This is a genomic window from Pseudomonas sp. TS_SC_3 (assembly GCF_056156225.1).
On record NZ_CM149586.1, the window covers coordinates 1553142 to 1575775 of the forward strand.

The window sequence follows — 22634 nt, forward strand, 5'->3', positions numbered from 1 at the left end:
GCTGAACGCCTGCAGCAGTAGATGGGGACGTTCAGCGGTACATCAAGCAGCCCGGCTGGTATTAGTTCCCGACCGGATACAGCAACTCTTCCTTATAACCGGCCCACACACGCACTACGTCAGGGAAGGCATCGTCCAGCTGTACATCGCCGCTATCAACCAGCAGCGGTCGCCCTTCCAGGGTGCCGAGTTTGCGTTTGGTGGCCACCACCCGCAGGTGTTCAAGGCCGATGGCACGCAACACCCGTGGACTGATCTGCTGGTTACCACGGCCGATGATGTGGCCCTGGCCGCCAATAGCAGTGACCAACAAACGCGTGGGGTGGCCAGCAACCAGCTCAAACAGCTGCGCTTCGGTCACATCGTGGGCCAGCACCTGGCCGTTTTCGATCACATCAACGCCGAGCAAGGTGGTCTGCAATCCGAGGTTTTGCGCCAAACCGTGCAGCGTCGAGCCGGGGCCGAACACATAGCGCACATCACGTTCCCAGCTGTCCTGCAGCCAGTCGGCCAGGTCACCGAGTACAAGCTCTTCAGATTCCACTCCGCCCTGCTTGACCTGCTGCACATAGCCGCCCTCTTGCGGCACCGTCAGTTCGCCATACCAGCGTGCGCTAACCCGTCCCTCGCGCAGGGCGCTTTCATCGATGTCGCGCACCTCACCGCTGCTTAGGCGCACCAGGCCGCCCTCGACCAAGCGCGCGGTTAACTCACCGGCGGCTCGCGGGCTGATGGCATACACCCCGGACTGAATCTTCACCCCGGCCGGAATGCCCAGCACCGGTTGGTCTGCACGCACGGCCGCGCAAATATCGCGCGCTGTACCGTCGCCGCCGGCGAACAGGATCAGCGCTACGCCGGCATCCTGCAGCAACTCGACGGCCTTGCGTGTGTCGCTCGCACCGCTCGGGCCTGGGTCCAACTCACCCACTACGCGGTGGGTAAACCCCATCTGGGCCAGCAGGTCGGCGCCCATAGCGCCGGGGAAGGTGACAAATTCCAGGCGTTCGCGCAGCGGCAACAGCACCTCAAGTGCAATTTGTGTGCGCCCGGCGGCTTTAGCCTCAACCCCCAGGGCCAGGGCCTGCGCCGCCATACCGTCACTGCCCTTAAAGCCAGCAGGGCCGCCCAACCCAGCCAAGGGATTGATGATCAGCCCAATATGCAAACGCCCCATAACACCCTCTTAATTGAATACCTGACGACGCCTTGGCACAGTGCCTGCTAGGCCACTTTGCCCTGTATCTTGCGCCGGCTTTGCGCCGTCGCAGTTGTCATAGCGCCTTCATCTAACACTCATAAAATCGCGCTAACCGCCAAGGAGACAAGCCATGCACAGCCCACAACAGAACCCGCAAAAAATCTCGCCAATGCCGCTCGGTGGCTTTGTCATTGATGCTCAGGGCCGTGAGATCCCTATCACTGAAGAGATGATCCAACAGGCCTGCCGCGCACTGGAAAAAGCTCAGCAGCAAGCGGTTAAGCAAAAGTAAGCAGCGCGTTACAGGGTGGACAGCGCTTTGCTCATCCACCCAACTCCCTCAGTTGCGCGCCCAAGGCCTGCACCAGGCTGACCAAGGCTGACGCATCACCTTGTATAGCGACTTTAAGCCCGTCGATTTCCCGGCGCATGGGGTAGTGCTTGCGCAGCCGGTCGAAAGCCACGCGCCGAGCGGCGGCATCACCGAGCAGGCTGCGGCGAAAATCGGCATCATCACGGCGCGGGTCATACACCGCGCGGCAGATGCTGGCCAAGGCCCAGGCCGGATCTGCGCTGGCATCAATAGTCAGATCACTGAGCCAGGCGGCTGGCATCAATTGCGCCAATTCAACGCGCGGCGCCACGCCTAAATGCTGGCACAACGCCTGGTAGATGTGCGCCGTACCGCGCAGCTTGCCATCCAGGCTGTAACCGGCGATGTGCGGCGTGGCGATGCGGCACAGCGCAGCCAGTTCGACATCAACTTGCGGCTCGCCCTCCCAAACGTCCAGCACCACCTGCAGATCAGCACGCTGGGCAAGCAACTCGCGCAGGGCCTGGTTATCCACCACTGCACCACGGCTGGCGTTTATCAGCCAGCTACCCGGTTTTAACGCCGCTAAGCGTGAGTGATCAAACAGATGATGCGTTGGATGCTCACCAGCGCGTTCCAGCGGGGTGTGCAGGCTGATTACGTCGCACTCATCCAGCACCTGCTGCAGGCTGACGTAATCACCGCCCTCGGCGGCCTGGCGCGGTGGGTCGCAAACCAGCACCCGCCAGCCCAATGCGCGCATCACCTTGACTAACCGGCTGCCCACTTGGCCCGAGCCCACCACGCCATAGCAGCGCGAGGCCAGGTCCACACCCTGCTGCTCAGCCAGCACGAGCAAGCTGCCCAATACGTAGTCGACGACGCCACGGGCGTTGCAGCCCGGCGCACTGGCCCAGGTGATGCCCGCGTGCTGAAAGTAGTCGAGGTCAAGATGGTCAGTGCCGATGGTGCAGGTGCCCACAAACTTCACCGAGGAGCCCTGCAGCAGCGCACGGTTAACCGGCGTTACCGAGCGCACCAACAGCAGGTCGGCAGTGGCAACCGCCGCCGCATCAATGCCACGACCGGGCATGCGCTGTATCTCGCCAAAATCAGCAAAGAACTCATCAAGCAGGGGAATATTTTCATCAGCGACTATGCGCATGGCTATGCTCCGCAATTCAGGCCGGCATTCTAACCCGCTGCGCCAGGTTGGCTAGATTGCGGCGCCGCCATCATCTGATCACATGAAGATGTTGCCCGTTAGGATTCCTGACTGCGCCGTCAAGGCGTAGACTGCGCGGTTTCCTGAAGACCAGCTGGATAATCGTCATGCTTGCCCAAACCCGCCTGCAACGCTCCCGCACAGAACTGTGCAACCTGCTGAAGCTGGCAACGCCGATCATCATTGCCCAATTGGCCAATACCGCCATGGGCTTTGTTGACACCGTGATGGCAGGCCGGGTCAGCCCGCAGGATCTGGCGGCGGTGGCGCTGGGCAACTCGATCTGGGTGCCGGTGTTTCTGCTAATGACCGGCATTCTGTTGGCCACCACGCCCAAGGTGGCCCAGCGTTTTGGCTCCGGCGCGCACACCGAGATTGGCCCTCTGGTACGCCAGGCACTGTGGCTGGCCGTGGCGGTGGGTATGGCTGCAGCAGTGATCTTGTGGAACGCGGAAATCGTCCTCAGCTTGATGAATGTTGATCCGGCGCTGATCGAACCCGCCATGGGCTATTTGCGCGCCGTGGCTTGTGGCTTTCCCGCCGTGGCGCTGTACCACGTGCTGCGCTGTTTCAGTGACGGCCTGGGGCATACCCGGCCGAGCATGGTCATTGGCCTGTGCGGCTTAGCGCTGAATATTCCACTCAATTACATCTTCATCTACGGCAAGCTCGGCCTACCGGCCATGGGTGGTGTCGGCTGCGGCTGGGCCACCGGGTTGGTCATGACGTTTATGTTTTTGAGCATGCTTTGGTGGGTGAAATGGGCGCCCTTCTATCAGCCGAGCAAGATCTTTAGCCGCTTTGAATGGCCGCAGTGGCCGGTGCTCAAGCGTCTGCTTTCGGTCGGCATGCCGATTGGTATTGCGGTGTTTGCCGAGTCGAGCATCTTCGCCGTGATCGCCCTGCTGATCGGCGGTCTTGGGGCCACCGTGGTGGCCGGCCACCAGATCGCCCTGAACTTCAGTTCCATGGTGTTTATGATCCCCTATTCCCTAGGCATGGCCGCCACCGTGCGCGTGGGCCAGGCGCTGGGCCGGGGGGAACCGCGTGAAGCACGCTTCGCTGCGGGGGTGAGCATGGCCGCTGCGCTCGGTTACGCCTGCCTCTCCGCCAGCCTTATGCTGCTGCTGCGCGAAGAAATTGCCCAGATTTATACCCCTGACACAACCGTAATTGCGGTGGCCACCACCCTGCTGGTGTATTCGGCGCTGTTCCAGTTTTCCGATGCAATTCAGGTGACGGCAGCCGGCGCGTTGCGCGGTTATCAGGACACCCGCGTAACCATGATCCTGACCCTGTTTGCTTACTGGGGCATTGGTCTGCCAGTGGGTTACTCACTGGGCCTGACCGATTGGTTTGGCGAGCCTAGCGGCCCCAGCGGGCTTTGGCAGGGTTTGGTCGTCGGCCTGACCTGCGCCGCTGGCATGCTCGCCGTGCGCCTAGCTGGCAGCGCGCGCAAACGCATTCGAGCCGCTAAGATGGCCTAATGAACGCCCGTCTGCTGTTATTGATCACTGCGCTTTTTTTGTGCGCCTGCACCCCGACCGATGATGGCCTGGCGCTGCAAGCTGACTATTTAAAGCGTTTAGGCAACGCCCTGGATGCCGAACCCGCCGTGGCTTTTGACCACGGCGAACTCACCCGCTACCGCCTGCCCGCGCGCCGTGAGCGACTGCTGGACATTCCCGAGTTGCGTATCAGCCTGCTTGAGCTGCTGGTTGAGGTACGCCGCTGCCCAACCTTGCAGCAACAGATCAGCCAGCGTAACAACAGCCTGGGCAAACAGCTCACGCCCAGTAGCCGTTTGGCTTATGAAGGCGATCTGCTGCGCGCCATCGACAGCTGTATTGAGCACTTACGTGGCCAGGACCAACTGCAACTGCTCAGCACCCTCGAACAACTGGCGCGGGACAAACGCGCGCAACTACCTGCCGTGTTTTGGAATGCGATAAATGCCAGCCCGGAGATCGAACGCTACCTGCGATTTGCCAAACAAGCGCTGCCAGCAAAGGCTACCGAGGACAACGCCGCTCTGGACGCCCTGGCACAATTGGCCGCCATCGGCGCCAATCTACCCACCTCGCTGCCGCCGGGCGCTGAGCAGCTTGATCCGTTGTTATTCGCCCTGCATGCCAGCGATCAAGGCGGGCAGTTAATCAGCAGCCTGGCCAGCCTGACTCATACCCTCAACCAGGGCAGCCGAATGCTGGAAAGTCGCCTGCAACAGCGGCCACTCTGCCCCACGGGCCGAGCCACCGAGCGCGGGCGCATTCTGCAGAATATTTTCGTCAAGTATTACGCCGGCAGCCTGCAGCCTTATCTCACTCAAGTGGATCAACGCGGGCACGCCTGGAGCAGCAGCCTGCAGAGCCTCAGCGCTGTGCCGCAGGCCCCGCTGACAAGCCGGCAGTACCTTCAGCATTTGAGTGGCCAAGACGATTCGTTGTGGGCAGATTTCCAGCTGGCCACCGCGCGCCATGTGCGCAGCTGGCAAGACCTGCTCGGCAGCTGCGGCCTGGCGCCTGGCCAGTCAGGATGGGCTGGCACCGCCGTCGAGGCAGAGTAAGCGTCAGGAACCTGATCACGCCCGACCAACAGGGGTGTAATGCCCGCCGATTAGTCGAGCTTCTTGCGGATCAGGTACAGATAGGTCGCGCCGTCTTCGGCTTGTTCCACCAGTTCATGGCCCAAAAATACGCAGAATTTTGGGATGTCGCGGCGGGTGGAGGGGTCGGTGGCGATCACCTTAAGCAGACCGCCGGCCTGCAGGCCGCGCACCTTGTTGTGCAGCATCATCACGGGCTCCGGGCAGTTAAGCCCGGTGGCGTCGAGGGTGTCATCGGGAATAGCGGTGGATTGCAAAGACATCAGAGGGCTCCAGTTGCAGGCCGCTATTTTGGCGCAAAGTTGAGTTGAAGGTCACCCAACACGGCGCCAAAACAGCTGAACCGCTTATTTACTTAAGCGGCGCAGGTGGCAGGTGACTTCTTCGCGGTCGTGGTAGAGCTGCTTGCAGGCAATCGAGACCTTGATCTTGCGCTCGGCAAAGCCGTCTTCGAGGCGCTGTAACAGACGGCGCACTTCGGCATAACGCTGTTTCATGGGCAACTTGAGGTTAACCACCGCCTCACGGCAATGCCCCTCACCGATCCAGGTTTCCAATAAGGCAGCGCTGCGTGCCGGTTTTTCGACGATATCGCACACCATCCAGTCGACCGGTTGCTTGGGCTTCCAGGTGAAGCCATCGACCATCAGGTGCTGGACTAAACCCGTCTCCATCAGGCTCTCGGCCATTGGGCCGTTGTCAATGGCGGTCACCAACATGCCGCGCTTGACCAACTGATACGTCCAGCCGCCAGGCGCCGCACCGAGGTCGACCCCGGTCATCTCACCGGACAAGCGCTCATCCCATTGCTCGCGGGGGATAAAGGTATGCCAGGCTTCTTCCAGCTTGAGGGTCGAGCGGCTCGGCGCCTCGCGGGGGAACTTCAGCCGGGGAATGCCCATGGGCCACAGGGCGGAGTTATTGCTTTCAGCCATGCCGACAAACACTTCACGGCCGCTTTTAAAGGTCAGCAGCAGGCGCGGTTTGTGCGCGTCTTCCACTAACTTGCCAGCCTTGGTCAGGGCATTGCGCAGCGGCGCTTCGAATTTTTTGCAGAAGTTCGACAGCTCTTTACCGTCGTTGGTGTCCAGCACTTCCAGCCACAGGCTGCCGAATACCGGTGAGTTGGCCAGATGCCCGAGCAGTACGCTGATGCGGTCCAGCTCCGGCAGGTCGATAAACATCCCGCGTGCCCACTGCCGTGGGAAAATCAGTTGATTGAACCGTACCCCACGCATCAACCGCTCGGCGCCATCGTCTTCGGTGCAGATAAATTCAGCGCAGGCAGTACTCGGTTTGGCCTTGGCATAGCCGGCCACATCCAGGCGCGCCGCATGCTCGGCGATCTCGGCACACACCTCATTCTCGAAACCGGGGCGGCAGTGCAGTAGCAATGTAGTGATCGGGGGGGTAGTCATCGGTGTTCTCCTCAAGGCGCGCATCATAGCCGAGTCGGCCCCCATTGGCCCCCGCGACCTCTGCGGTGCCTACAGCCATGGTCGTTTATCCCACACAGATCCTTTAATGAACTGCCTGGTGGCACTGAGCTGGGGAAAATAGGCGGACTATTAACCAGGCATACCCCTTACAACTCAGTGCTGCGCTCATTGATCACCACTCACTTAACGGCGGCACGTATGGCTCAATGACAGCACGGCACTCTTCCCCAGAAACATGCCGTGCCTGATGCGTGCGGCTTTTTCTATTCAATTTATGCTGGTAATGGCCGATCATACGATGTCGATCAAAGGACTAGATAAGCCATGCGCAATAATCAGCCGGTTACTCAACGCGAACGTAGTTTTCCAGCCCAGCAACGGCTGATCTCTACCACCGATCTCAAAGGCCAGATCAACTACTGCAATGATGCCTTTGTTGAAATCAGTGGTTTTACCCGCGAAGAGCTGATTCGTGCGCCGCACAATCTAGTGCGCCACCCTGACGTGCCACCAGCAGTGTTCCAGCATATGTGGGACACCCTGAAACAGGGCCGGCCATGGATGGGCATCGTCAAAAACCGCTGCAAGAGTGGCGACCATTACTGGGTCAATGCCTACGTCACCCCAGTCACTGAAAACAATCAAGTCATCGGTTATGAGTCCGTACGGGTCAAGCCGACTGCGGAACAGGTGCGCCGCGCACAGGCGTTGTACCAGCGCATCAACAGCGGCAAGTCAGCCATCCCCAAGCGCGATCGCTGGCTACCGACCCTGCTGGATTGGCTGCCGTTTATCCTGGTCAGCCAGGTCGGTTTCCTTATTGGTATTTGGCTTGATTCCAGCTGGGGGTTTGCCATCGCGGCTGGCTTGTCGGTGCCGCTAGGCCTGGCGGGCCTGAACTGGCAGCAACGTGGCCTCAAGCGTTTGCTACGCCTGGCTGATCAGACCACCTCCGACCCGCTGATTGCGCAGATGTACACCGACAGCCGTGGCGCACAGGGCCGCCTGGAAATGTCCATCCTCAGCCAGGAAGCACGCCTGAAAACCTGCCTGACGCGCCTGCAAGACACCGCCGAACAGCTTGCCCTGCAAGCCAAACAAGCCGATACCCTGGCGCACAACAGCTCGGCCGGGCTTGAGCGCCAACGCAACGAAACTGATCAAGTGGCCACCGCCATTAACGAAATGGCCGCCACCACTCTGGAAGTGGCAAGCAATGTCGCGCGTACCGCCATCGCCACCCAGGACGCTAACCGTCTGACCAGCGCCGGCCGCAGCATTGCCAGCGAAACCCGCCTGGCCATTCAGCGCTTGTCGCAATCGGTCGGTGATACCGGTGAAACCGTGACCCGCCTGGCGCAGGACAGCAACGAAATCGGCGGCGTGGTTGATGTGATCAAAGGCATCGCTGACCAGACCAACCTGCTTGCCCTCAACGCGGCCATTGAAGCGGCGCGTGCCGGCGAAATGGGTCGTGGCTTTGCCGTGGTCGCAGATGAAGTGCGCTCACTGGCGCAGCGCACGGCCGAATCCACCGGGCAGATTCATCAGCTAATTGCTAAGCTGCAGCGCACCGCCGAAGAAGCGGTACTGACCATGGAAATCGGCCGCAAACAGGCTGATGAAGGGGTTGAGCGCGTCCAGCAAGCCGACGAGGCGTTGGCCGGTATCAGCGACGCAGTGGCCAATATCACCGACATGACCAACCAGATTGCCGCAGCCGCTGAGGAACAGAGCGCCGTGGCCGATGAAGTTAACCGCAGCATCACCACCATCGCCCTATTGGCCGACCAAACCGCCGGTGAAGCGCATGAAACTGCCTTGCTCAGTGAGGCGCTCACCGCCACGGCTCATGGCCAGTACGCGCTGGTGGAACGCTTCAACCGCTAGCCAGTAACCGCGCACTGCATGCAGTGCGCGGCCCTCCTCGCTGTTACAAATTCTCGTAACGGTTCATATCCAGCACGCCCGCTTCCAGCGGCTCGGTTTGTTGGGTATATGCGCTCATGTCGTGAAAATAGCGCCAGAACGCGGGATGCGTGCGGCGAATCCCCCAGCGCTCAACCACCCGCTCAAAGCGCGGTGCATCACGCGCCTGCTCCAGTGCCGCAACAAACTCGGCCACCTGCTCCACCTGAACATTGAAGATAAAGTTCGGGTAGCTGCTGAGTACGCCCGGATACACCGTCAGGGTATCCAGCGCCGGCTGGTAACGCAGTTGTTCACCGATCATAAAGGCCACGTTGCTGTGCGCGCGGTTACGCAGCAAGCTGTACACCTCGCGCTGGCCATCGGCCATTTCCACGCGCAGCAAGGTCGCCTCCGGCAGCTGGTTAATCACCTTGAAGGCACCGGCTGGCTTGGCAGTCAGGCGGCTCAGAGACTGTTCAGCACGCTGCAGTTCAGCGTCGATACCAGGGCGGTGGCAATGTGCGCCGCTGCAGCGGTTGATCGGGTCAGGCCGCGCATTCAAGCTGCCGTAGCGTTCGAGCAAGGCCTGGGCAAAGCTGCGCTTGGGGTCAGACCCGGCCAATCGCAAGGCACTCGGGGTTTTGCTATCGATGGGCTGATAGTCGAGCCAGACTTTCAGCTTGCCGCTGCTTTGGTACCAGTCACTGAGATAGCCCTGGCGCGAGTCTGCGGGCATTAACCGCAGGAAGTTGACCTCGGCACCGTTGCGGATCAAGTCAAAGTACAACCGCGTTTGCGCCTGATGGGACACGTTGCCGAACACATCGAAATTCACCACCAGTTGGTAGTAGGTGCGTTCCAGTAACGGGAAATCCAGCCACCAAAGGGTTTGCGGTACCTCGCCAATCAGCCCTTTGCGCACGGATGCACTGTCATGCTGGCGGAAGATCGACAGCAGCGCATTGTCGTTACCCGCCCAAATGTGCGACCAACTCGGCGCCGGCGCTTCAGCATAACGCTGTGTGCGCAGCGCTTCGTACGCGTTGCGTTTGTCGCGGTAGGTGTGCCACAACCCGAGCAAATCACCAATGCTGTCGAGCTGCCCAGGGATTGCCAGCAAGTCTTTCGCCTGCTCGCGGTACTCAGGGTCGGTCAGGTAGAGGTCGTGTTGCGGGTCTTGGAACACCGCCCAGAAGTTATCGCGAATCACATCCGTAGCGATCTGCCCACGGCACACCGGGCCACGAATAAAGGTGCGTACAAAGTATTCGGCGTTATCCAACATAAATTGGTAACGCGCCTGCGCCGGAATCGCGGCAAAGGTCTCAAACGGGTTAGCGCGGCGCAGCGGGCTGTAACCGGGCAGCGCATCCACCTGCCAATCCGTGGCGAAGAACAGCTGTTTGACCCGCGCCAACTTCGCCGCGCTCAGCTCATAGGTGATGTGGGTCTTGTGTACGATCACGCCCTGCACCGGGATTAGGCGGTAATAGAAGGTATTGCCGGGATCCTCGTTGGGCAGGCGTGTGGCAATGATGTCCACCGGTTTGCCACTGGGCGTGCGCGAACGCACCATCTGGAAGAAATGCCCAGGCTCGCCGCCAGCAAAGTGCAGATGGGCGAGAAACAGATGTTCATATAGCCAGCGTGAAACCAGCGCCTCGCGGGCACCGGGGGCGTTCATAAAGGCTTCCCAGGTGGCGATCTGCTGGGCTTCGGCCGCGCTGGCCTGCAGCGTCTGCTGATCGACCGGCGCGCCCTGCTCGATCCACGCCTGCAACGTTTGGTAGTCGGCCTCACTCAAGCCGGTCACCGCGAACGGCATGCCGGCTTGTGGATTATTGCGGGCAAACGCGTCGAACTCTTGCGGCTGCGGGCACTGGTTAACCCGGGTGATGTCGATCTTCAGTTCAGCCGGCAGCTTGCTGTTGGCGGCAAACGGCTGCTGGTGACCCAACTCGAGCATGCGCCCCAGCAAAGCAGCCTGGCTGCCCTGTTGGTCGAGCACCGAGAAAAAGCCTTTGCGCTGCCAGGCCGTGGCGCCATGGGCATCGATAAACAAACGGCTGGTGGCCTGCGCCTGGGTGCGAGTTCCGGCGTAAACCGTGGCCTTGCTGGCGCCGCGCTGTACGCCTTTACCACTGCCCAGGTTGAGCTGACACGCCGCGTCGTAACAGGCGTGGCAGGCCACACAGTGCGCGGTAAAAATCGGCTGGATGTCGCGGCTGTACGAGATGGGTTGGGCCGCGTGTACTGCGCCGATGAACAACAAACACGTACTAAGCAGTATGCGCGCGAGCATGGAAGTGTCTCTAAAAAGGCTTAAGTGCCGATTCTAGCTGGCCTCAGCCCAGCAAGGCCAACCCGCGAACATGAGCGAGATTCATGTAAAAGCACAGAGCACTGCAAAAGCATGCAGCTTTGCTATCATCGCGCATCTTTTTTCACGCGTCTCAGGTAGTACTCCCCATGTCTCTGTCCGATCGCAGCGCCCGCCTTAATGCACTTCAGCAAGCCCTCAAGGAACGCATCCTGATCCTCGATGGCGGTATGGGCACCATGATCCAGGGCTACAAACTGGAGGAAGAAGACTACCGTGGCACGCGCTTCGCTGATTGGCCGCAGGATGTCAAAGGCAACAACGACCTGCTGATCCTCAGCCGCCCGGACGTGATCGGCGCGATTGAAAAGGCCTACCTGGATGCCGGCGCAGACATCCTCGAAACCAACACCTTCAACGCCACCCAGGTGTCCCAGGCCGACTACGGCATGGAAAGCCTAGTGTATGAGCTCAACGTTGAAGGCGCGCGCCTGGCCCGCAGCGTGGCCGATGCCAAGACCCTGGAAACCCCGGATCGCCCGCGCTTTGTCGCTGGCGTTTTAGGCCCTACCAGCCGCACCTGTTCGCTCTCCCCGGACGTCAACAACCCTGGCTATCGCAACGTCACCTTCGACGAGCTGGTGGACAACTACACCGAGGCAACCCGCGGCCTGATCGAAGGCGGTGCGGACATGATCCTCATCGAAACCATCTTCGATACCCTGAACGCCAAAGCGGCAATCTTCGCCGTGCAGCAGGTGTTCGAGGATGACGGTGTCGAATTGCCGATCATGATTTCCGGCACCATCACCGACGCCTCCGGCCGCACCCTGTCTGGGCAAACCACCGAAGCCTTCTGGAACTCAGTGCGCCACGCCAAGCCGATCTCCGTGGGGTTGAACTGCGCTTTGGGTGCTAAAGACCTGCGCCCGTATTTGGAAGAGTTAGCGGCTAAGGCTGAAACCTTTGTGTCCGCGCACCCCAATGCCGGCCTGCCGAATGCCTTCGGTGAATACGACGAAACCCCGGCGGAAATGGCTGTGGTGGTCGAAGAATTTGCCGCCTCGGGCTTTTTGAACATCGTCGGCGGCTGCTGCGGCACCACGCCCGCGCATATCCAGGCGATTGCCGAAGCGGTGAGCAAATACCCGCCGCGCGCCATTCCGGATATTCCCAAGGCCTGCCGCCTGTCGGGCCTGGAGCCCTTCACCATCGACCGCAACTCGCTGTTTATCAACGTCGGCGAGCGCACCAACATCACCGGTTCGGCCAAGTTCGCCCGGCTGATCCGTGAGGACAACTACACCGAAGCCCTGGAAGTCGCTCTGCAGCAGGTGGAAGCCGGCGCACAGATCATCGACATCAACATGGACGAGGGCATGTTGGATTCGCAGAAGGCCATGGTCACCTTCTTGAATCTGATTGCCGGTGAGCCGGACATTTCCCGCGTGCCGATCATGATCGACTCCTCCAAGTGGGAGGTGATTGAAGCGGGTCTGAAGTGCATCCAGGGCAAGGGCATCGTCAACTCGATCTCCATGAAGGAAGGCGTCGAGCAGTTCAAGCACCACGCCCGCCTGTGCAAGCGCTACGGCGCAGCCGTGGTGGTGATGGCCTTCGACGAACTCGGCCAGGCCGACACCGCTGCGCGCAAACGTGAAATCTGCCAGCGCAGCTACGACATTCTGGTCAACGAAGTGGGCTTCCCGCCGGAAGACATCATCTTCGACCCGAACATCTTCGCCGTGGCCACCGGCATTGAGGAGCACAACAACTACGCGGTCGATTTTATCGAGGCCTGCGCCTTCATCCGCGACCACCTGCCCCACGCCCTGAGTTCGGGCGGTGTATCCAACGTGTCGTTCTCCTTCCGTGGCAACAACCCGGTGCGTGAAGCCATTCACTCGGTTTTCTTGTACTACGCGATCCAGAACGGCCTGACCATGGGCATCGTCAACGCCGGCCAATTGGAAATCTACGATGAGATTCCTAAAGAGCTGCGCGACGCCGTGGAAGACGTGGTGCTCAATCGCAACGACGGCGCGACCGAAGCGCTGCTGGCTATTGCCGACAAGTACAAAGGCGATGGCAGCGTTAAAGAAGCCGAGACCGAAGAGTGGCGCAACCTGAGCGTTGAAGAGCGTCTCAAGCACGCGCTGGTCAAAGGCGTGACCACGCACATCGTCGAAGACACCGAAGAATTCCGCCAGCAGTGCGCGCGCCCCATCGAAGTGATCGAAGGCCCGCTGATGGCCGGCATGAACGTGGTCGGCGACCTGTTCGGCGCGGGCAAAATGTTCCTGCCGCAGGTGGTGAAATCCGCCCGCGTGATGAAACAAGCGGTGGCGCACCTGATCCCCTTTATCGAAGCCGAAAAGGGCGACAAGCCGGAAGCCAAAGGCAAAATCCTCATGGCCACGGTCAAGGGCGATGTGCACGACATCGGCAAAAACATCGTTGGCGTGGTGCTCGGCTGTAACGGTTACGACATCGTTGACTTGGGCGTTATGGTGCCTGCCGAGAGAATCCTGCAGGTGGCCAAGGACGAGAAGTGCGACATCATCGGCCTGTCCGGCCTGATCACCCCGTCGTTGGACGAGATGGTGCATGTTGCCCGTGAAATGCAGCGCCAGGGCTTCCATCTGCCGTTGATGATCGGCGGCGCGACCACCTCCAAGGCCCACACCGCGGTGAAGATTGAGCCCAAGTACCAGAACGATGCCGTGGTTTACGTCACCGACGCCTCGCGCGCGGTCGGCGTGGCCACCCAGTTGCTGTCCAAAGAGCTGAAAGCGGACTTCGTTGAGCGCACCCGCCTCGACTACATTGAAGTGCGCGAGCGCACCGCCAACCGCAGCGCCCGCACCGAACGCTTGAGCTACGCCAAATCGGTCGAGAACAAGCCGCAATTCGACTGGGCCAGCTACCAGCCCAGTGTGCCGAGCTTTACCGGTGCCAAGGTGCTGGACAACATCGACCTAGCGACCCTGGCCGAGTTCATCGACTGGACGCCGTTCTTTATCTCCTGGGATTTGGCCGGCAAATTCCCGCGCATCCTCACCGATGAAGTGGTCGGCGAAGCGGCAACGGCCTTGTACGCCGATGCCCAGGCCATGCTGAAAAAACTGATCGACGAAAAACTCATCAGCGCCCGTGCAGTATTCGGTTTCTGGCCCGCCAACCAGGTGCAAGATGACGACCTGGAAGTCTATGGCAGCGACGGCCAGCCCATCGCCAGGCTGCACCACCTGCGCCAGCAAACCATCAAGCCGGACGGCAAGCCGAACTGCTCGCTGGCTGACTTTGTTGCGCCGAAAGACAGCGGCGTCACCGACTATGTCGGCGGCTTTATCACCACCGCTGGCATCGGTGCAGAAGAAGTGGCCAAGGCCTATCAGGACGCTGGCGACGACTACAACTCGATCATGGTCAAAGCCCTCGCCGACCGCCTGGCCGAAGCCTGCGCCGAGTGGCTGCATAAAGAAGTACGCACCACCTATTGGGGCTATGAGCCGGACGAGCAGTTGAGCAATGATGAGCTGATCAAGGAAGCCTACAAAGGCATCCGCCCCGCTCCCGGCTACCCGGCCTGCCCGGATCACACCGAGAAGAAGACCCTGTTCACACTGCTCGACCCAGCGGCCGAGTTCAACAAAGCCGGCGACAGCGGCGTGTTCCTCACCGAGCACTACGCGATGTTCCCGGCAGCGGCTGTATCTGGCTGGTACTTCGCCCACCCGCAAGCGCAATACTTTGCCGTCGGCAAAATCGACAAGGATCAGGTGGAAAGCTACACCGCCCGGAAAAAGCAGGACCTCAATGTCAGCGAGCGTTGGTTGGCTCCCAACCTCGGCTACGACAACTAACACACGGCAGCGGAGGGCTTGTAGCTGAGCCCTCCGTCGTTGTGATAAGGCCTTTCTCAGCCAACCACTGCTGGGCCTTGCCTCGGTGCGCGAGCCCCTTCCTATGCACAGCCTTGAACAACTTCGCAGCGGAGAACTGACCGGTATTACTCGGCTAGACCTTTGCTGCGATCTGCACGACTTCCCAGAGGAAATTTTCTCTCTGGCCGACAGCCTCGAAGTGCTTAACCTCTCAGGCAATCGCCTCAGCGCACTCCCTACTGACTTAGCGCGCCTGCATAAACTGCGCATTGTGTTTTGCTCAGACAACCTATTCACCTCAGTACCTGAGGTATTGGGCCGCTGCACGCAACTCGAAATGATCGGCTTCAAGAGCAACCGCATTCAGCACCTGCCCGCTGCGGCACTGCCGCCCGCGTTGCGCTGGCTGATCCTGACCGACAATCAACTGCAGCAGCTACCACCTGAGTTAGGTGACTGCACCTACTTACAAAAACTGATGCTGGCGGGCAACCAGCTGCGCGCACTGCCCGCAAGCCTGGCCAAGCTGCAGCGCTTGGAGTTGCTGCGCATTGCAGCTAACCTGCTCGACCATCTGCCGGTATGGCTCACGCAATTACCCTCTTTGTGCTGGCTGGCCTTTGCCGGCAATCCATTCAGTGACGCCAGCGAAGCTGCAACTCTCCAGCAGCATCCACTGCCAACAATCGCGCGCGACACCCTTGAGCTGGGTGAAGTACTCGGCCAGGGTGCCTCGGGGATCATCCGCTGTGCGACCTGGCAGCAGCCCAACCAGCCCGCGCAGGCCATGGCGGTCAAACTGTTCAAAGGTGATGTCACCAGCGACGGCCTTGCCCACAGTGAGATGGCCGCCTGTATAGCCGCCGGTGAGCACAGCAACCTGATCAGCGTTGCCGGCCCACTTGAACCGCAGCAGGACGCTCCCCCCGGCCTGCTACTGGCGCGTATTGCACCGACTTTCCAAGCGCTGGCCGGGCCGCCCTCACTCGCCAGCTGCACGCGCGACTGCTATGCCGAGCCGCGTCGTTTCAGCGTGGCAGAAGCCTTACGCATTTTGCGCGACACAGCGGCGGCCGTCGTTCACCTGCATCAACGCGGCATCCTCCACGGCGATTTGTATGCCCATAACCTGCTGGTCAACCCAGCCGGGCACACCCTCCTGGGCGACTTCGGCGCAGCGTCGTTTTTTGACCCACAGAGCAGCAGCGGGATCGCCCTGCAACAGCTTGAGGCTAAGGCGTTTGCCTGCCTGCTGGAGGAGTTGTTAGCGCGCTGCAACAAAGACGACCAGCCCACTGAGCAAACCCGCTTGTGGCACCTGCATACGCGCTGCAACCACCCTCAACCTGCCGAACGTCCGTTTTTTGCCGAGATTCAAGCGTGCCTGCAAGCCTGCGCAGGTTGGTAATTGAGGCTTTGACATACCGGTGGACAAGCTTCGCGTTGTCCACCCTACGGATGCCGCGCGTAGGGTGGATGACGCTTTATCCATCCACCATTACGATGGTTGTCCGAGCTAATTGCTTCGTGACACAAGATGCGTAAGAACTTCTGCCGAACAACCATCTACACCGTTTATAGGCCTAATCAATCTGCAGCGCTGGCTTGTGAATTACCTACTCACTAACCGCCCACAAAAAACCGCCAGAATTTGGCGGTCTTTTGTGGGTGCAGACCTTTACTGCTGCAATTCCTGATCGGTGAACATGTCGCTGAAGAGCATGCTCGACAGGTAGCGTTCGCCGGAATCCGGCAGGATCACGACGATGGTTTTGCCTTGCATCTCAGGCTCGACAGCAATACGCAGGGCGGCAGCCATCGCTGCGCCGCAGGAGATGCCGCAGAGGATGCCTTCTTCACGCATCAGGCGCAGGGCAACCGCTTTGGCGTCGTCATCACTGACCTGTTCAACCCGGTCCACCATGCTCAAATCCAGGTTGCCGGGCACAAAACCCGCACCAATACCCTGAATCTTGTGTGGGCTGGGTTTGACTTCATCACCGGCGAGGGTCTGGGTGATAACCGGCGAGCTGATCGGCTCTACCGCAACCGACAGGATCGGCTTGCCCTGGGTCTGTTTGATATAGCGCGAAATACCGGTGATGGTGCCGCCGGTGCCAACGCCCGAGACCAACACATCAATCGAGCCTTCGGTGTCGTTCCAGATCTCCGGTCCAGTGGTCTTTTCGTGGATGGACGGGTTAGCCGGGTTGTTAAATTGCTGCGGCATAAAGTAGGTGGCGCTGTCGGAAGCGGCAATTTCCGCCGCCTTGTCGATAGCGCCCTTCATGCCCTTGGCTGGCTCAGTCAACACCAGCTCGGCGCCCAGCGCCTTGAGCACCTTGCGCCGCTCTAGGCTCATGGAAGCAGGCATGGTCAGCAGCAACTTATAACCGCGCGCGGCGGCAACGAAGGCCAGGCCGATGCCGGTGTTGCCCGAGGTTGGCTCAACAATGGTCATGCCGGGTTTAAGCACGCCGCGCTCCTCGGCATCCCAGACCATGCTGGCGCCAATGCGGCACTTCACCGAATAGGCCGGGTTACGCCCTTCAATCTTGGCCAGAATGGTGACGCCCTTGGGCCCCAGCCGGTTGATCATCACCAACGGTGTGTTGCCAATGGATTGCGCGTTGTCTGCGTAGATGCGGCTCATGGCGATGTCCTTGTTCATGCGTTGCCGAGTAAGCTGCCAAGCCTAAGGTGCGTTCGGGCAGCAGTCCAGCCTGCACAGAGCATGCTTGGAAACCTATCGCCGCTGGACTAGTCAGTTGTATATGAACAATCGCTACCGAATTTCCCTATGCGCCCTGCTCGGTCTGAGCATCGGCTTGATAGCCCTGTATATCGCCCTGCCCTGGCTGCTGCGCGATTACCTGAACGACCGGCTGGCCCATATGGGCGATTACCGCGGGCAGATCAGTGACATTGATCTGGCGCTGTGGCGCGGAGCCTACCGGATCAACGGCCTGAGCATCGTCAAAGTCAATGGCAAAGTGCCGGTGCCGCTGCTTGAAGCGCCCGCCATCGACCTGGCCATCAGCTGGCGAGCGTTGTGGGAAACCCGCACGGTGGTCGCCGAAGTTGCCTTTGAACGGCCGCAGCTGACCTTTGTCGACGGCGGTAACGCGGCCAACTCGCAAACTGGTGAAGGCGTTGACTGGCGCACGCAACTCAGGGGCTTGCTGCCAATTCACATCAATGAAATCCGTGTAATCGATGGCACCCTGGCCTTTCGCAACTTCACCGCCAAGCCGCCGGTAGACCTGCAGGCCAGCGAGATCAATGGCCACCTGCTTAACCTGAGTAACGTCAGCGTCGCGGATAACTCTCGCCCTGCCAGCCTCAAAGCCACCGCCAAGGTATTCGAACAAGCCCCTGTGCAAGCCAGTGCCAACTTCGACCCACTCGGCAAATTGAATGACTTCGACCTGCGCCTGCGTATCACCGATATCCAGCTCAAGCAGCTCAACAGCTTTACCCGCGCGTATGCCGATTTTGACTTTGCCGCCGGCCAGGGCGACTTCGTCATGGAGCTGGATGCCCACCAAGGCAAAATCAAGGGCTACGCCAAACCGCTGCTGCGCAACATGGAAGTCTTCGACTGGCAGCAAGATGTCGCAGCCAAGTACAAAAACCTGCTTACCGGCGCGTGGGAGGCCCTAGTCGGTGGCGGCAGCTGGCTGCTGAAAAACCAACGCAAGGACCAGTTTGCCACCCGCATCAACATCGACGGCGACCTCAACGCCTATGACGTCAGCCGCTGGCAGGCCTTCAAGGCCATCCTGCGCAACGCCTTCGTGCGCGCCTTCGACAGCCGATTTGACAGCCAGCAACCGTGACAACAAACAAGTGACTCGCCATTCAGTGACTGAATGGCCCGTCTACGTTCACAGTCACCGGGGCTGCGCGTTATAGTTTGTTTTTCAAATACTGAACCCGCAGGTAAAGCCCTGCGCATTACCGTTCGAGGATTTACCGATGAAGTTCGAAGGCACCCAGTCCTACGTCGCCACCGACGACCTCAAGCTCGCGGTCAATGCCGCCATCACCCTGGAGCGTCCGTTGCTGGTCAAGGGCGAGCCGGGCACCGGTAAGACTATGCTGGCCGAGCAGCTGGCCGAGTCCTTTGGCGCGCGCCTGATCACCTGGCACATCAAATCCACCACCAAGGCCCACCAAGGCCTGTACGAGTACGACGCGGTCAGCCGCCTGCGCGATTCGCAGCTGGATTCGGACAAAGTCCACGATGTGCGCAACTACATCAAGAAGGGCAAGCTGTGGGAAGCCTTTGAGTCGGAAGATCGAGTCATCCTGCTGATCGATGAAATCGACAAGGCCGACATCGAGTTCCCCAACGACCTGCTGCAAGAACTCGACAAGATGGAGTTCTACGTTTACGAGACTGACGAGACCATCAAGGCGACTAAACGCCCGATCATCATCATCACTTCTAACAACGAAAAAGAACTGCCGGACGCCTTCCTGCGCCGCTGCTTCTTCCACTACATCGCCTTCCCGGATCGCGCGACCCTGCAGAAGATCGTCGATGTGCACTACCCCAACATCAAGAAAGACCTGGTAGCTGAAGCGCTGGACGTATTCTTCGACGTGCGCAAAGTGCCGGGCCTGAAGAAGAAGCCCTCCACCAGCGAGCTGGTGGACTGGCTGAAATTGCTAATGGCCGACCATATCGGCGAAGCAGTGCTGCGCGAGCGCGACCCGACCAAAGCCATCCCGCCATTGGCCGGTGCCCTGGTTAAGAACGAGCAGGATGTGCAGCTGCTGGAGCGCTTGGCGTTTATGAGCCGCCGCGCCAGTCGTTAAATTGTCGGGCTGCTGCGCGTCGGCCATGCTGCGTTGGAATCCGGTTCGGACAGTGCTTTGCCACTGAGCGCCCAAAGGGCGGCCCCGAAGGGGCGAGCGAAGCGAGTAATGCTTACAGACGTAAACTCCGCTTCCTCACCTGATTCCGCCTTGCCTGGCTCTAGCTCGCGAGCCCTTGCACCGAGTGACTAAGGAGCCGACCCACACCACGGTTGGCCCCTAGAACCAATGAACTCACGAGGATGCAGCCATGCTGCTCAACCTGTTTAACGAAATGCGCGCCGCCAAGGTGCCGGTATCGGTGCGCGAGCTGCTCGACCTGATCAACGCGTTGAAGCACAACGTGGTGTTCGCCGACATGGACGAGTTTTACTTTCTCGCGCGCACCATTCTGGTCAAGGACGAACGTCACTTCGACAAATTTGACCGCGCGTTCGGGGCCTACTTCAAGGGCCTGGAAAACCTTAATCAGCACATCGAGGCGTTGATCCCCGATGAATGGCTGCGCAAGGAGTTCGAACGTTCGCTGACCGATGAGGAACGCGCCAAGATCGAATCCCTCGGCGGCCTGGACAAGCTGATCGAGGAATTCAAGAAGCGCCTCGAAGAGCAAAAAGAACGCCACGAAGGCGGCAATAAGTGGATCGGCACCGGTGGCACCAGCCCGTTCGGCTCCGGTGGCTTTAACCCGGAAGGCATCCGCGTGGGTGACGCCGGTAAGCGTCAGGGTAAGGCGGTTAAGGTCTGGGACCAGCGCGAGTACAAGAACCTCGACGATCAGGTTGAGCTGGGCACGCGCAATATCAAAGTGGCCCTTCGCCGCCTACGCAAGTTCGCTCGCCAGGGCGCTGAAGACGAGCTGGATCTGGGCGGCACCATCGACCACACCGCCAAAGACGGCGGCCTGCTGAATATCCAGATGCGCCCGGAACGGCGTAACGCGGTGAAATTGCTGATCCTGTTCGACATCGGCGGCTCGATGGACGCTCACGTCAAGGTCTGCGAAGAGCTGTTCAGCGCCTGCAAGACCGAGTTCAAGCATATGGAGTATTTCTACTTCCATAACTGTGTGTACGAATCGGTGTGGAAGAACAACCTGCGCCGCACGTCTGAGCGTTTCTCCACGCAAGACCTGCTGCACAAGTACGGCGCAGACTACAAAGTGGTGTTCGTCGGTGATGCGGCCATGGCCCCTTACGAAATTACCCAGGCCGGCGGCAGCGTCGAGCACTGGAATGAGGAGCCGGGTTACGTCTGGATCAAGCGCTTTATGGAGAAGTACAAAAAGCTCATCTGGATCAACCCCTACCCCAAGGACACTTGGAGCTACACCGCCTCGACCAACCTTATGCGTGAGCTGCTGGAAGACCAGATGTACCCGCTGACGCTGCAGGGCCTGGAAGACGGGATGAAGTTTCTCTCCAAGTAAAACCAACGGGCCCTGCAGGGCCCATTGTTATGTTGGCTACAGCCGGTAGCGCTTGCGCCGCAATGCACTCAGTACCGCGAGCAACCGAAGCGGACCTAGCCGCCCAGCCTATCGCCAGTGCCGCTGCTGCACCTTCTGGCTGCGGCCCGCACCCAACAACATGCCGACCAGCAGCGCCAGGCTTTCCAACAGCCAGGCCAGTAACATCGCGCAGGCAATGCCCCAGGCGATGGCCTCGGGCGCCAGCAGCACTTGGTAACGATAGGCGGCGAAGGTTTCAGCCATCAGCTCATGGTCTGCAGCGGTCGCCAGATGCCAAACCTGGCCGTACCAGGGGCCTTGCATGGCCTTGGATTCACGTTCGAGGAATGCCGAGCGCTCAACCAGCGTGCCCAGACTCTGCGCATCGCTGCGCATTACCGGGTCGGCGCTGGCCTGGTAATGGCCAACCAACGCCACCAGATCGTCTTTGAAAAAGCGCCTGGCCGTTTCACGAAAGCCCTTAAGCCCCAACTCCGATTCGATGCGATGGGCTTCGACGCGCTTGCTGTAGTCGTCGATAAACCCCGGCACCTGCACCCCAACCAACAACCCTAGGGCAAACAAGGCCAACCGCAGATAGCTTCTAAACATGTCCCGCCCCCCATTCAGTCCGTTAGGCCCTGCGCCACACATTCACCGCCCCGCCACAAACGCCACTCGCCCGGCTGGTACAGCGTCCAGCTCTCGTTATCGGTCAAAGGCTCGGTCGCCAATACCGTGACTACATCATTGGGCGTGGTTTCCGCCTGGAAATCCACCTGCATATCGGCATCTTTTAAATGCGCCGGGCCAAACGGCGCGCGCCGGGTGATATGCGCCAGCTTGCTGCTGCAAAAACTGAACAGCCAGTCACCATCACTAAGCAGGCCGTTGAATACGCCGTGCTGCCGATAGCCAACGCAGGCACTGACCAAAGTGGGCAATAACGCCTCCACCGCCACCGGCTCGGGAAACGCCTGACGCAGGCGATTGAGCAGATCACAGAAGGCAGCCTCACTATCGGTATCGCCAACCGGCCGATAGAAACCTGGGACCGGAGCAAAGTCAGCGAGCTGACCGTTGTGCGCAAAGCACCAGTTGCGCCCCCACATCTCACGCACAAAGGGATGGGTATTGGCCAGGCAGACGCGGCCGACATTGGCCTGGCGGATATGGCCAATCACCACTTCGCTTTTGATCGGGTAGCGCTGCACCAGCTGCGCCACCTCTGACTCGCTGCTGGCGCGCGGGTCCTGAAACAGGCGCAGGCCGCGCCCTTCATAAAAACCAATGCCCCAGCCATCGCGGTGCGGGCCCGTGCGCCCGCCGCGTTGCATCAGGCCGGTAAAGCTGAAGACAATATCGGTCGGCACATTGGCGCTCATGCCCAGCAATTCACACATGGCGTAACGCTCCGCGCAGGTATTCCACTTCTCGCTGCAATCTGGCCTCCGGGCGC

The 22634-nt window shown here is 60.1% G+C and carries 17 protein-coding genes; 9 read left to right on the forward strand and 8 right to left on the reverse strand.

All coding sequences use genetic code 11. The annotated features are described in order from the left end of the window. Positions 1-61 precede the first annotated feature (61 nt). Positions 62-1177 carry an ATP-NAD kinase family protein gene (locus tag AC0J6G_RS07570; RefSeq protein WP_475252760.1) on the reverse strand — a complete coding sequence of 372 codons (1116 nt, stop codon included), beginning with the start codon at positions 1175-1177 and terminating at the stop codon, positions 62-64. Between the two features lie 154 nt (positions 1178-1331). Here AC0J6G_RS07570 and AC0J6G_RS07575 point away from each other — a divergent pair, with 154 nt between their 5' ends. Further along, positions 1332-1493 carry a PA1571 family protein gene (locus tag AC0J6G_RS07575; protein ID WP_475252762.1) on the forward strand — a complete coding sequence of 54 codons (162 nt, stop codon included), beginning with the start codon at positions 1332-1334 and terminating at the stop codon, positions 1491-1493. A 31-nt stretch (positions 1494-1524) separates the two neighbouring features. Here the strand turns inward: AC0J6G_RS07575 and pdxB are convergent, their stop codons facing one another. Beyond that, complete coding sequence (pdxB, locus tag AC0J6G_RS07580) at positions 1525-2679, reverse strand: 4-phosphoerythronate dehydrogenase PdxB (protein WP_475252764.1); 1155 nt, start codon at positions 2677-2679, stop codon at positions 1525-1527. A 167-nt stretch (positions 2680-2846) separates the two neighbouring features. Here pdxB and AC0J6G_RS07585 point away from each other — a divergent pair, with 167 nt between their 5' ends. Beyond that, complete coding sequence (locus AC0J6G_RS07585) at positions 2847-4226, forward strand: MATE family efflux transporter (RefSeq protein WP_475252766.1); 1380 nt, start codon at positions 2847-2849, stop codon at positions 4224-4226. After that, the gene (locus AC0J6G_RS07590) at positions 4226-5305 is read left to right on the forward strand and encodes a DUF3080 family protein (protein ID WP_475252769.1); all 1080 of its coding nucleotides are present in this window, start codon (positions 4226-4228) and stop codon (positions 5303-5305) included. Before AC0J6G_RS07585 ends, AC0J6G_RS07590 begins: the two co-directional genes overlap by 1 nt. A gap of 50 nt (positions 5306-5355) precedes the next feature. On the opposite strand, the gene tusA is transcribed toward AC0J6G_RS07590, so the two are convergent. Together tusA and rlmM are read right to left on the reverse strand one after the other, a co-directional pair. Beyond that, positions 5356-5607 (reverse strand): sulfurtransferase TusA, encoded by a 252-nt coding sequence (tusA, locus tag AC0J6G_RS07595; protein WP_475252771.1) that lies wholly within the window; start codon positions 5605-5607, stop codon positions 5356-5358. 84 nt (positions 5608-5691) lie between these two features. Beyond that, positions 5692-6747: a 23S rRNA (cytidine(2498)-2'-O)-methyltransferase RlmM gene (gene rlmM, locus AC0J6G_RS07600; protein WP_475253641.1), complete on the reverse strand. Its 1056-nt coding sequence runs from the start codon at positions 6745-6747 to the stop codon at positions 5692-5694. Between the two features lie 360 nt (positions 6748-7107). On the opposite strand from rlmM, the gene AC0J6G_RS07605 reads away from it, so the two are divergent. Next, positions 7108-8673: a methyl-accepting chemotaxis protein gene (locus AC0J6G_RS07605; protein WP_475252773.1), complete on the forward strand. Its 1566-nt coding sequence runs from the start codon at positions 7108-7110 to the stop codon at positions 8671-8673. Positions 8674-8716: 43 nt separating this feature from the next. Here AC0J6G_RS07605 and AC0J6G_RS07610 read toward each other — a convergent pair whose 3' ends face one another. After that, entirely contained in the window at positions 8717-10996 is a 2280-nt protein-coding gene (locus AC0J6G_RS07610) for a fatty acid cis/trans isomerase (protein WP_475252775.1), read from the reverse strand. Positions 10997-11163: 167 nt separating this feature from the next. Between AC0J6G_RS07610 and metH the strand changes: the two genes are divergently transcribed. Together metH and AC0J6G_RS07620 are read left to right on the forward strand one after the other, a co-directional pair. Next, a complete protein-coding gene (metH, locus tag AC0J6G_RS07615) occupies positions 11164-14880 on the forward strand; it encodes a methionine synthase (RefSeq protein WP_475252777.1) in 3717 nt (1238 codons plus the stop codon). A 103-nt stretch (positions 14881-14983) separates the two neighbouring features. Continuing rightward, a complete protein-coding gene (locus AC0J6G_RS07620; protein ID WP_475252779.1) occupies positions 14984-16309 on the forward strand; it encodes a leucine-rich repeat-containing protein kinase family protein in 1326 nt (441 codons plus the stop codon). Between the two features lie 270 nt (positions 16310-16579). On the opposite strand, the gene cysK is transcribed toward AC0J6G_RS07620, so the two are convergent. Further along, the gene (gene cysK, locus AC0J6G_RS07625; RefSeq protein ID WP_475252781.1) at positions 16580-17554 is read right to left on the reverse strand and encodes a cysteine synthase A; all 975 of its coding nucleotides are present in this window, start codon (positions 17552-17554) and stop codon (positions 16580-16582) included. Positions 17555-17675: 121 nt separating this feature from the next. Between cysK and AC0J6G_RS07630 the strand changes: the two genes are divergently transcribed. The 3 genes from AC0J6G_RS07630 to AC0J6G_RS07640 all read left to right on the forward strand — a co-directional run bounded on the left by AC0J6G_RS07630 (position 17676) and on the right by AC0J6G_RS07640 (position 21154). After that, on the forward strand, positions 17676-18740 hold the full coding sequence (locus AC0J6G_RS07630; RefSeq protein ID WP_475252783.1) for a DUF748 domain-containing protein: 1065 nt from the start codon (positions 17676-17678) through the stop codon (positions 18738-18740). A gap of 139 nt (positions 18741-18879) precedes the next feature. After that, a complete protein-coding gene (locus tag AC0J6G_RS07635) occupies positions 18880-19725 on the forward strand; it encodes an AAA family ATPase (protein WP_475252785.1) in 846 nt (281 codons plus the stop codon). Positions 19726-19975: 250 nt separating this feature from the next. Then, entirely contained in the window at positions 19976-21154 is a 1179-nt protein-coding gene (locus tag AC0J6G_RS07640; protein WP_475252787.1) for a vWA domain-containing protein, read from the forward strand. A 108-nt stretch (positions 21155-21262) separates the two neighbouring features. Here AC0J6G_RS07640 and AC0J6G_RS07645 read toward each other — a convergent pair whose 3' ends face one another. Together AC0J6G_RS07645 and AC0J6G_RS07650 are read right to left on the reverse strand one after the other, a co-directional pair. Next, entirely contained in the window at positions 21263-21787 is a 525-nt protein-coding gene (locus AC0J6G_RS07645) for a DUF2937 family protein (protein WP_475252789.1), read from the reverse strand. Positions 21788-21801: 14 nt separating this feature from the next. Then, positions 21802-22578, reverse strand: a complete 777-nt coding sequence (locus AC0J6G_RS07650; RefSeq protein WP_475252791.1) for a class II glutamine amidotransferase — start codon at positions 22576-22578, stop codon at positions 21802-21804. Positions 22579-22634 lie beyond the last annotated feature (56 nt).

What these genes read in the sequence shown, in the direction of transcription:
- AC0J6G_RS07570 (WP_475252760.1), bottom strand. Translation starts at nt 1,177, where the DNA reads ATGGGGCGTTTGCATATTGGGCTGATCATCAATCCCTTGGCTGGGTTG.
- AC0J6G_RS07575 (WP_475252762.1), top strand. Translation starts at nt 1,332, where the DNA reads ATGCACAGCCCACAACAGAACCCGCAAAAAATCTCGCCAATGCCGCTC.
- pdxB (WP_475252764.1), bottom strand. Translation starts at nt 2,679, where the DNA reads ATGCGCATAGTCGCTGATGAAAATATTCCCCTGCTTGATGAGTTCTTT.
- AC0J6G_RS07585 (WP_475252766.1), top strand. Translation starts at nt 2,847, where the DNA reads ATGCTTGCCCAAACCCGCCTGCAACGCTCCCGCACAGAACTGTGCAAC.
- AC0J6G_RS07590 (WP_475252769.1), top strand. Translation starts at nt 4,226, where the DNA reads ATGAACGCCCGTCTGCTGTTATTGATCACTGCGCTTTTTTTGTGCGCC.
- tusA (WP_475252771.1), bottom strand. Translation starts at nt 5,607, where the DNA reads ATGTCTTTGCAATCCACCGCTATTCCCGATGACACCCTCGACGCCACC.
- AC0J6G_RS07605 (WP_475252773.1), top strand. Translation starts at nt 7,108, where the DNA reads ATGCGCAATAATCAGCCGGTTACTCAACGCGAACGTAGTTTTCCAGCC.
- AC0J6G_RS07610 (WP_475252775.1), bottom strand. Translation starts at nt 10,996, where the DNA reads ATGCTCGCGCGCATACTGCTTAGTACGTGTTTGTTGTTCATCGGCGCA.
- metH (WP_475252777.1), top strand. Translation starts at nt 11,164, where the DNA reads ATGTCTCTGTCCGATCGCAGCGCCCGCCTTAATGCACTTCAGCAAGCC.
- AC0J6G_RS07620 (WP_475252779.1), top strand. Translation starts at nt 14,984, where the DNA reads ATGCACAGCCTTGAACAACTTCGCAGCGGAGAACTGACCGGTATTACT.
- cysK (WP_475252781.1), bottom strand. Translation starts at nt 17,554, where the DNA reads ATGAGCCGCATCTACGCAGACAACGCGCAATCCATTGGCAACACACCG.
- AC0J6G_RS07630 (WP_475252783.1), top strand. Translation starts at nt 17,676, where the DNA reads ATGAACAATCGCTACCGAATTTCCCTATGCGCCCTGCTCGGTCTGAGC.
- AC0J6G_RS07635 (WP_475252785.1), top strand. Translation starts at nt 18,880, where the DNA reads ATGAAGTTCGAAGGCACCCAGTCCTACGTCGCCACCGACGACCTCAAG.
- AC0J6G_RS07640 (WP_475252787.1), top strand. Translation starts at nt 19,976, where the DNA reads ATGCTGCTCAACCTGTTTAACGAAATGCGCGCCGCCAAGGTGCCGGTA.
- AC0J6G_RS07645 (WP_475252789.1), bottom strand. Translation starts at nt 21,787, where the DNA reads ATGTTTAGAAGCTATCTGCGGTTGGCCTTGTTTGCCCTAGGGTTGTTG.
- AC0J6G_RS07650 (WP_475252791.1), bottom strand. Translation starts at nt 22,578, where the DNA reads ATGTGTGAATTGCTGGGCATGAGCGCCAATGTGCCGACCGATATTGTC.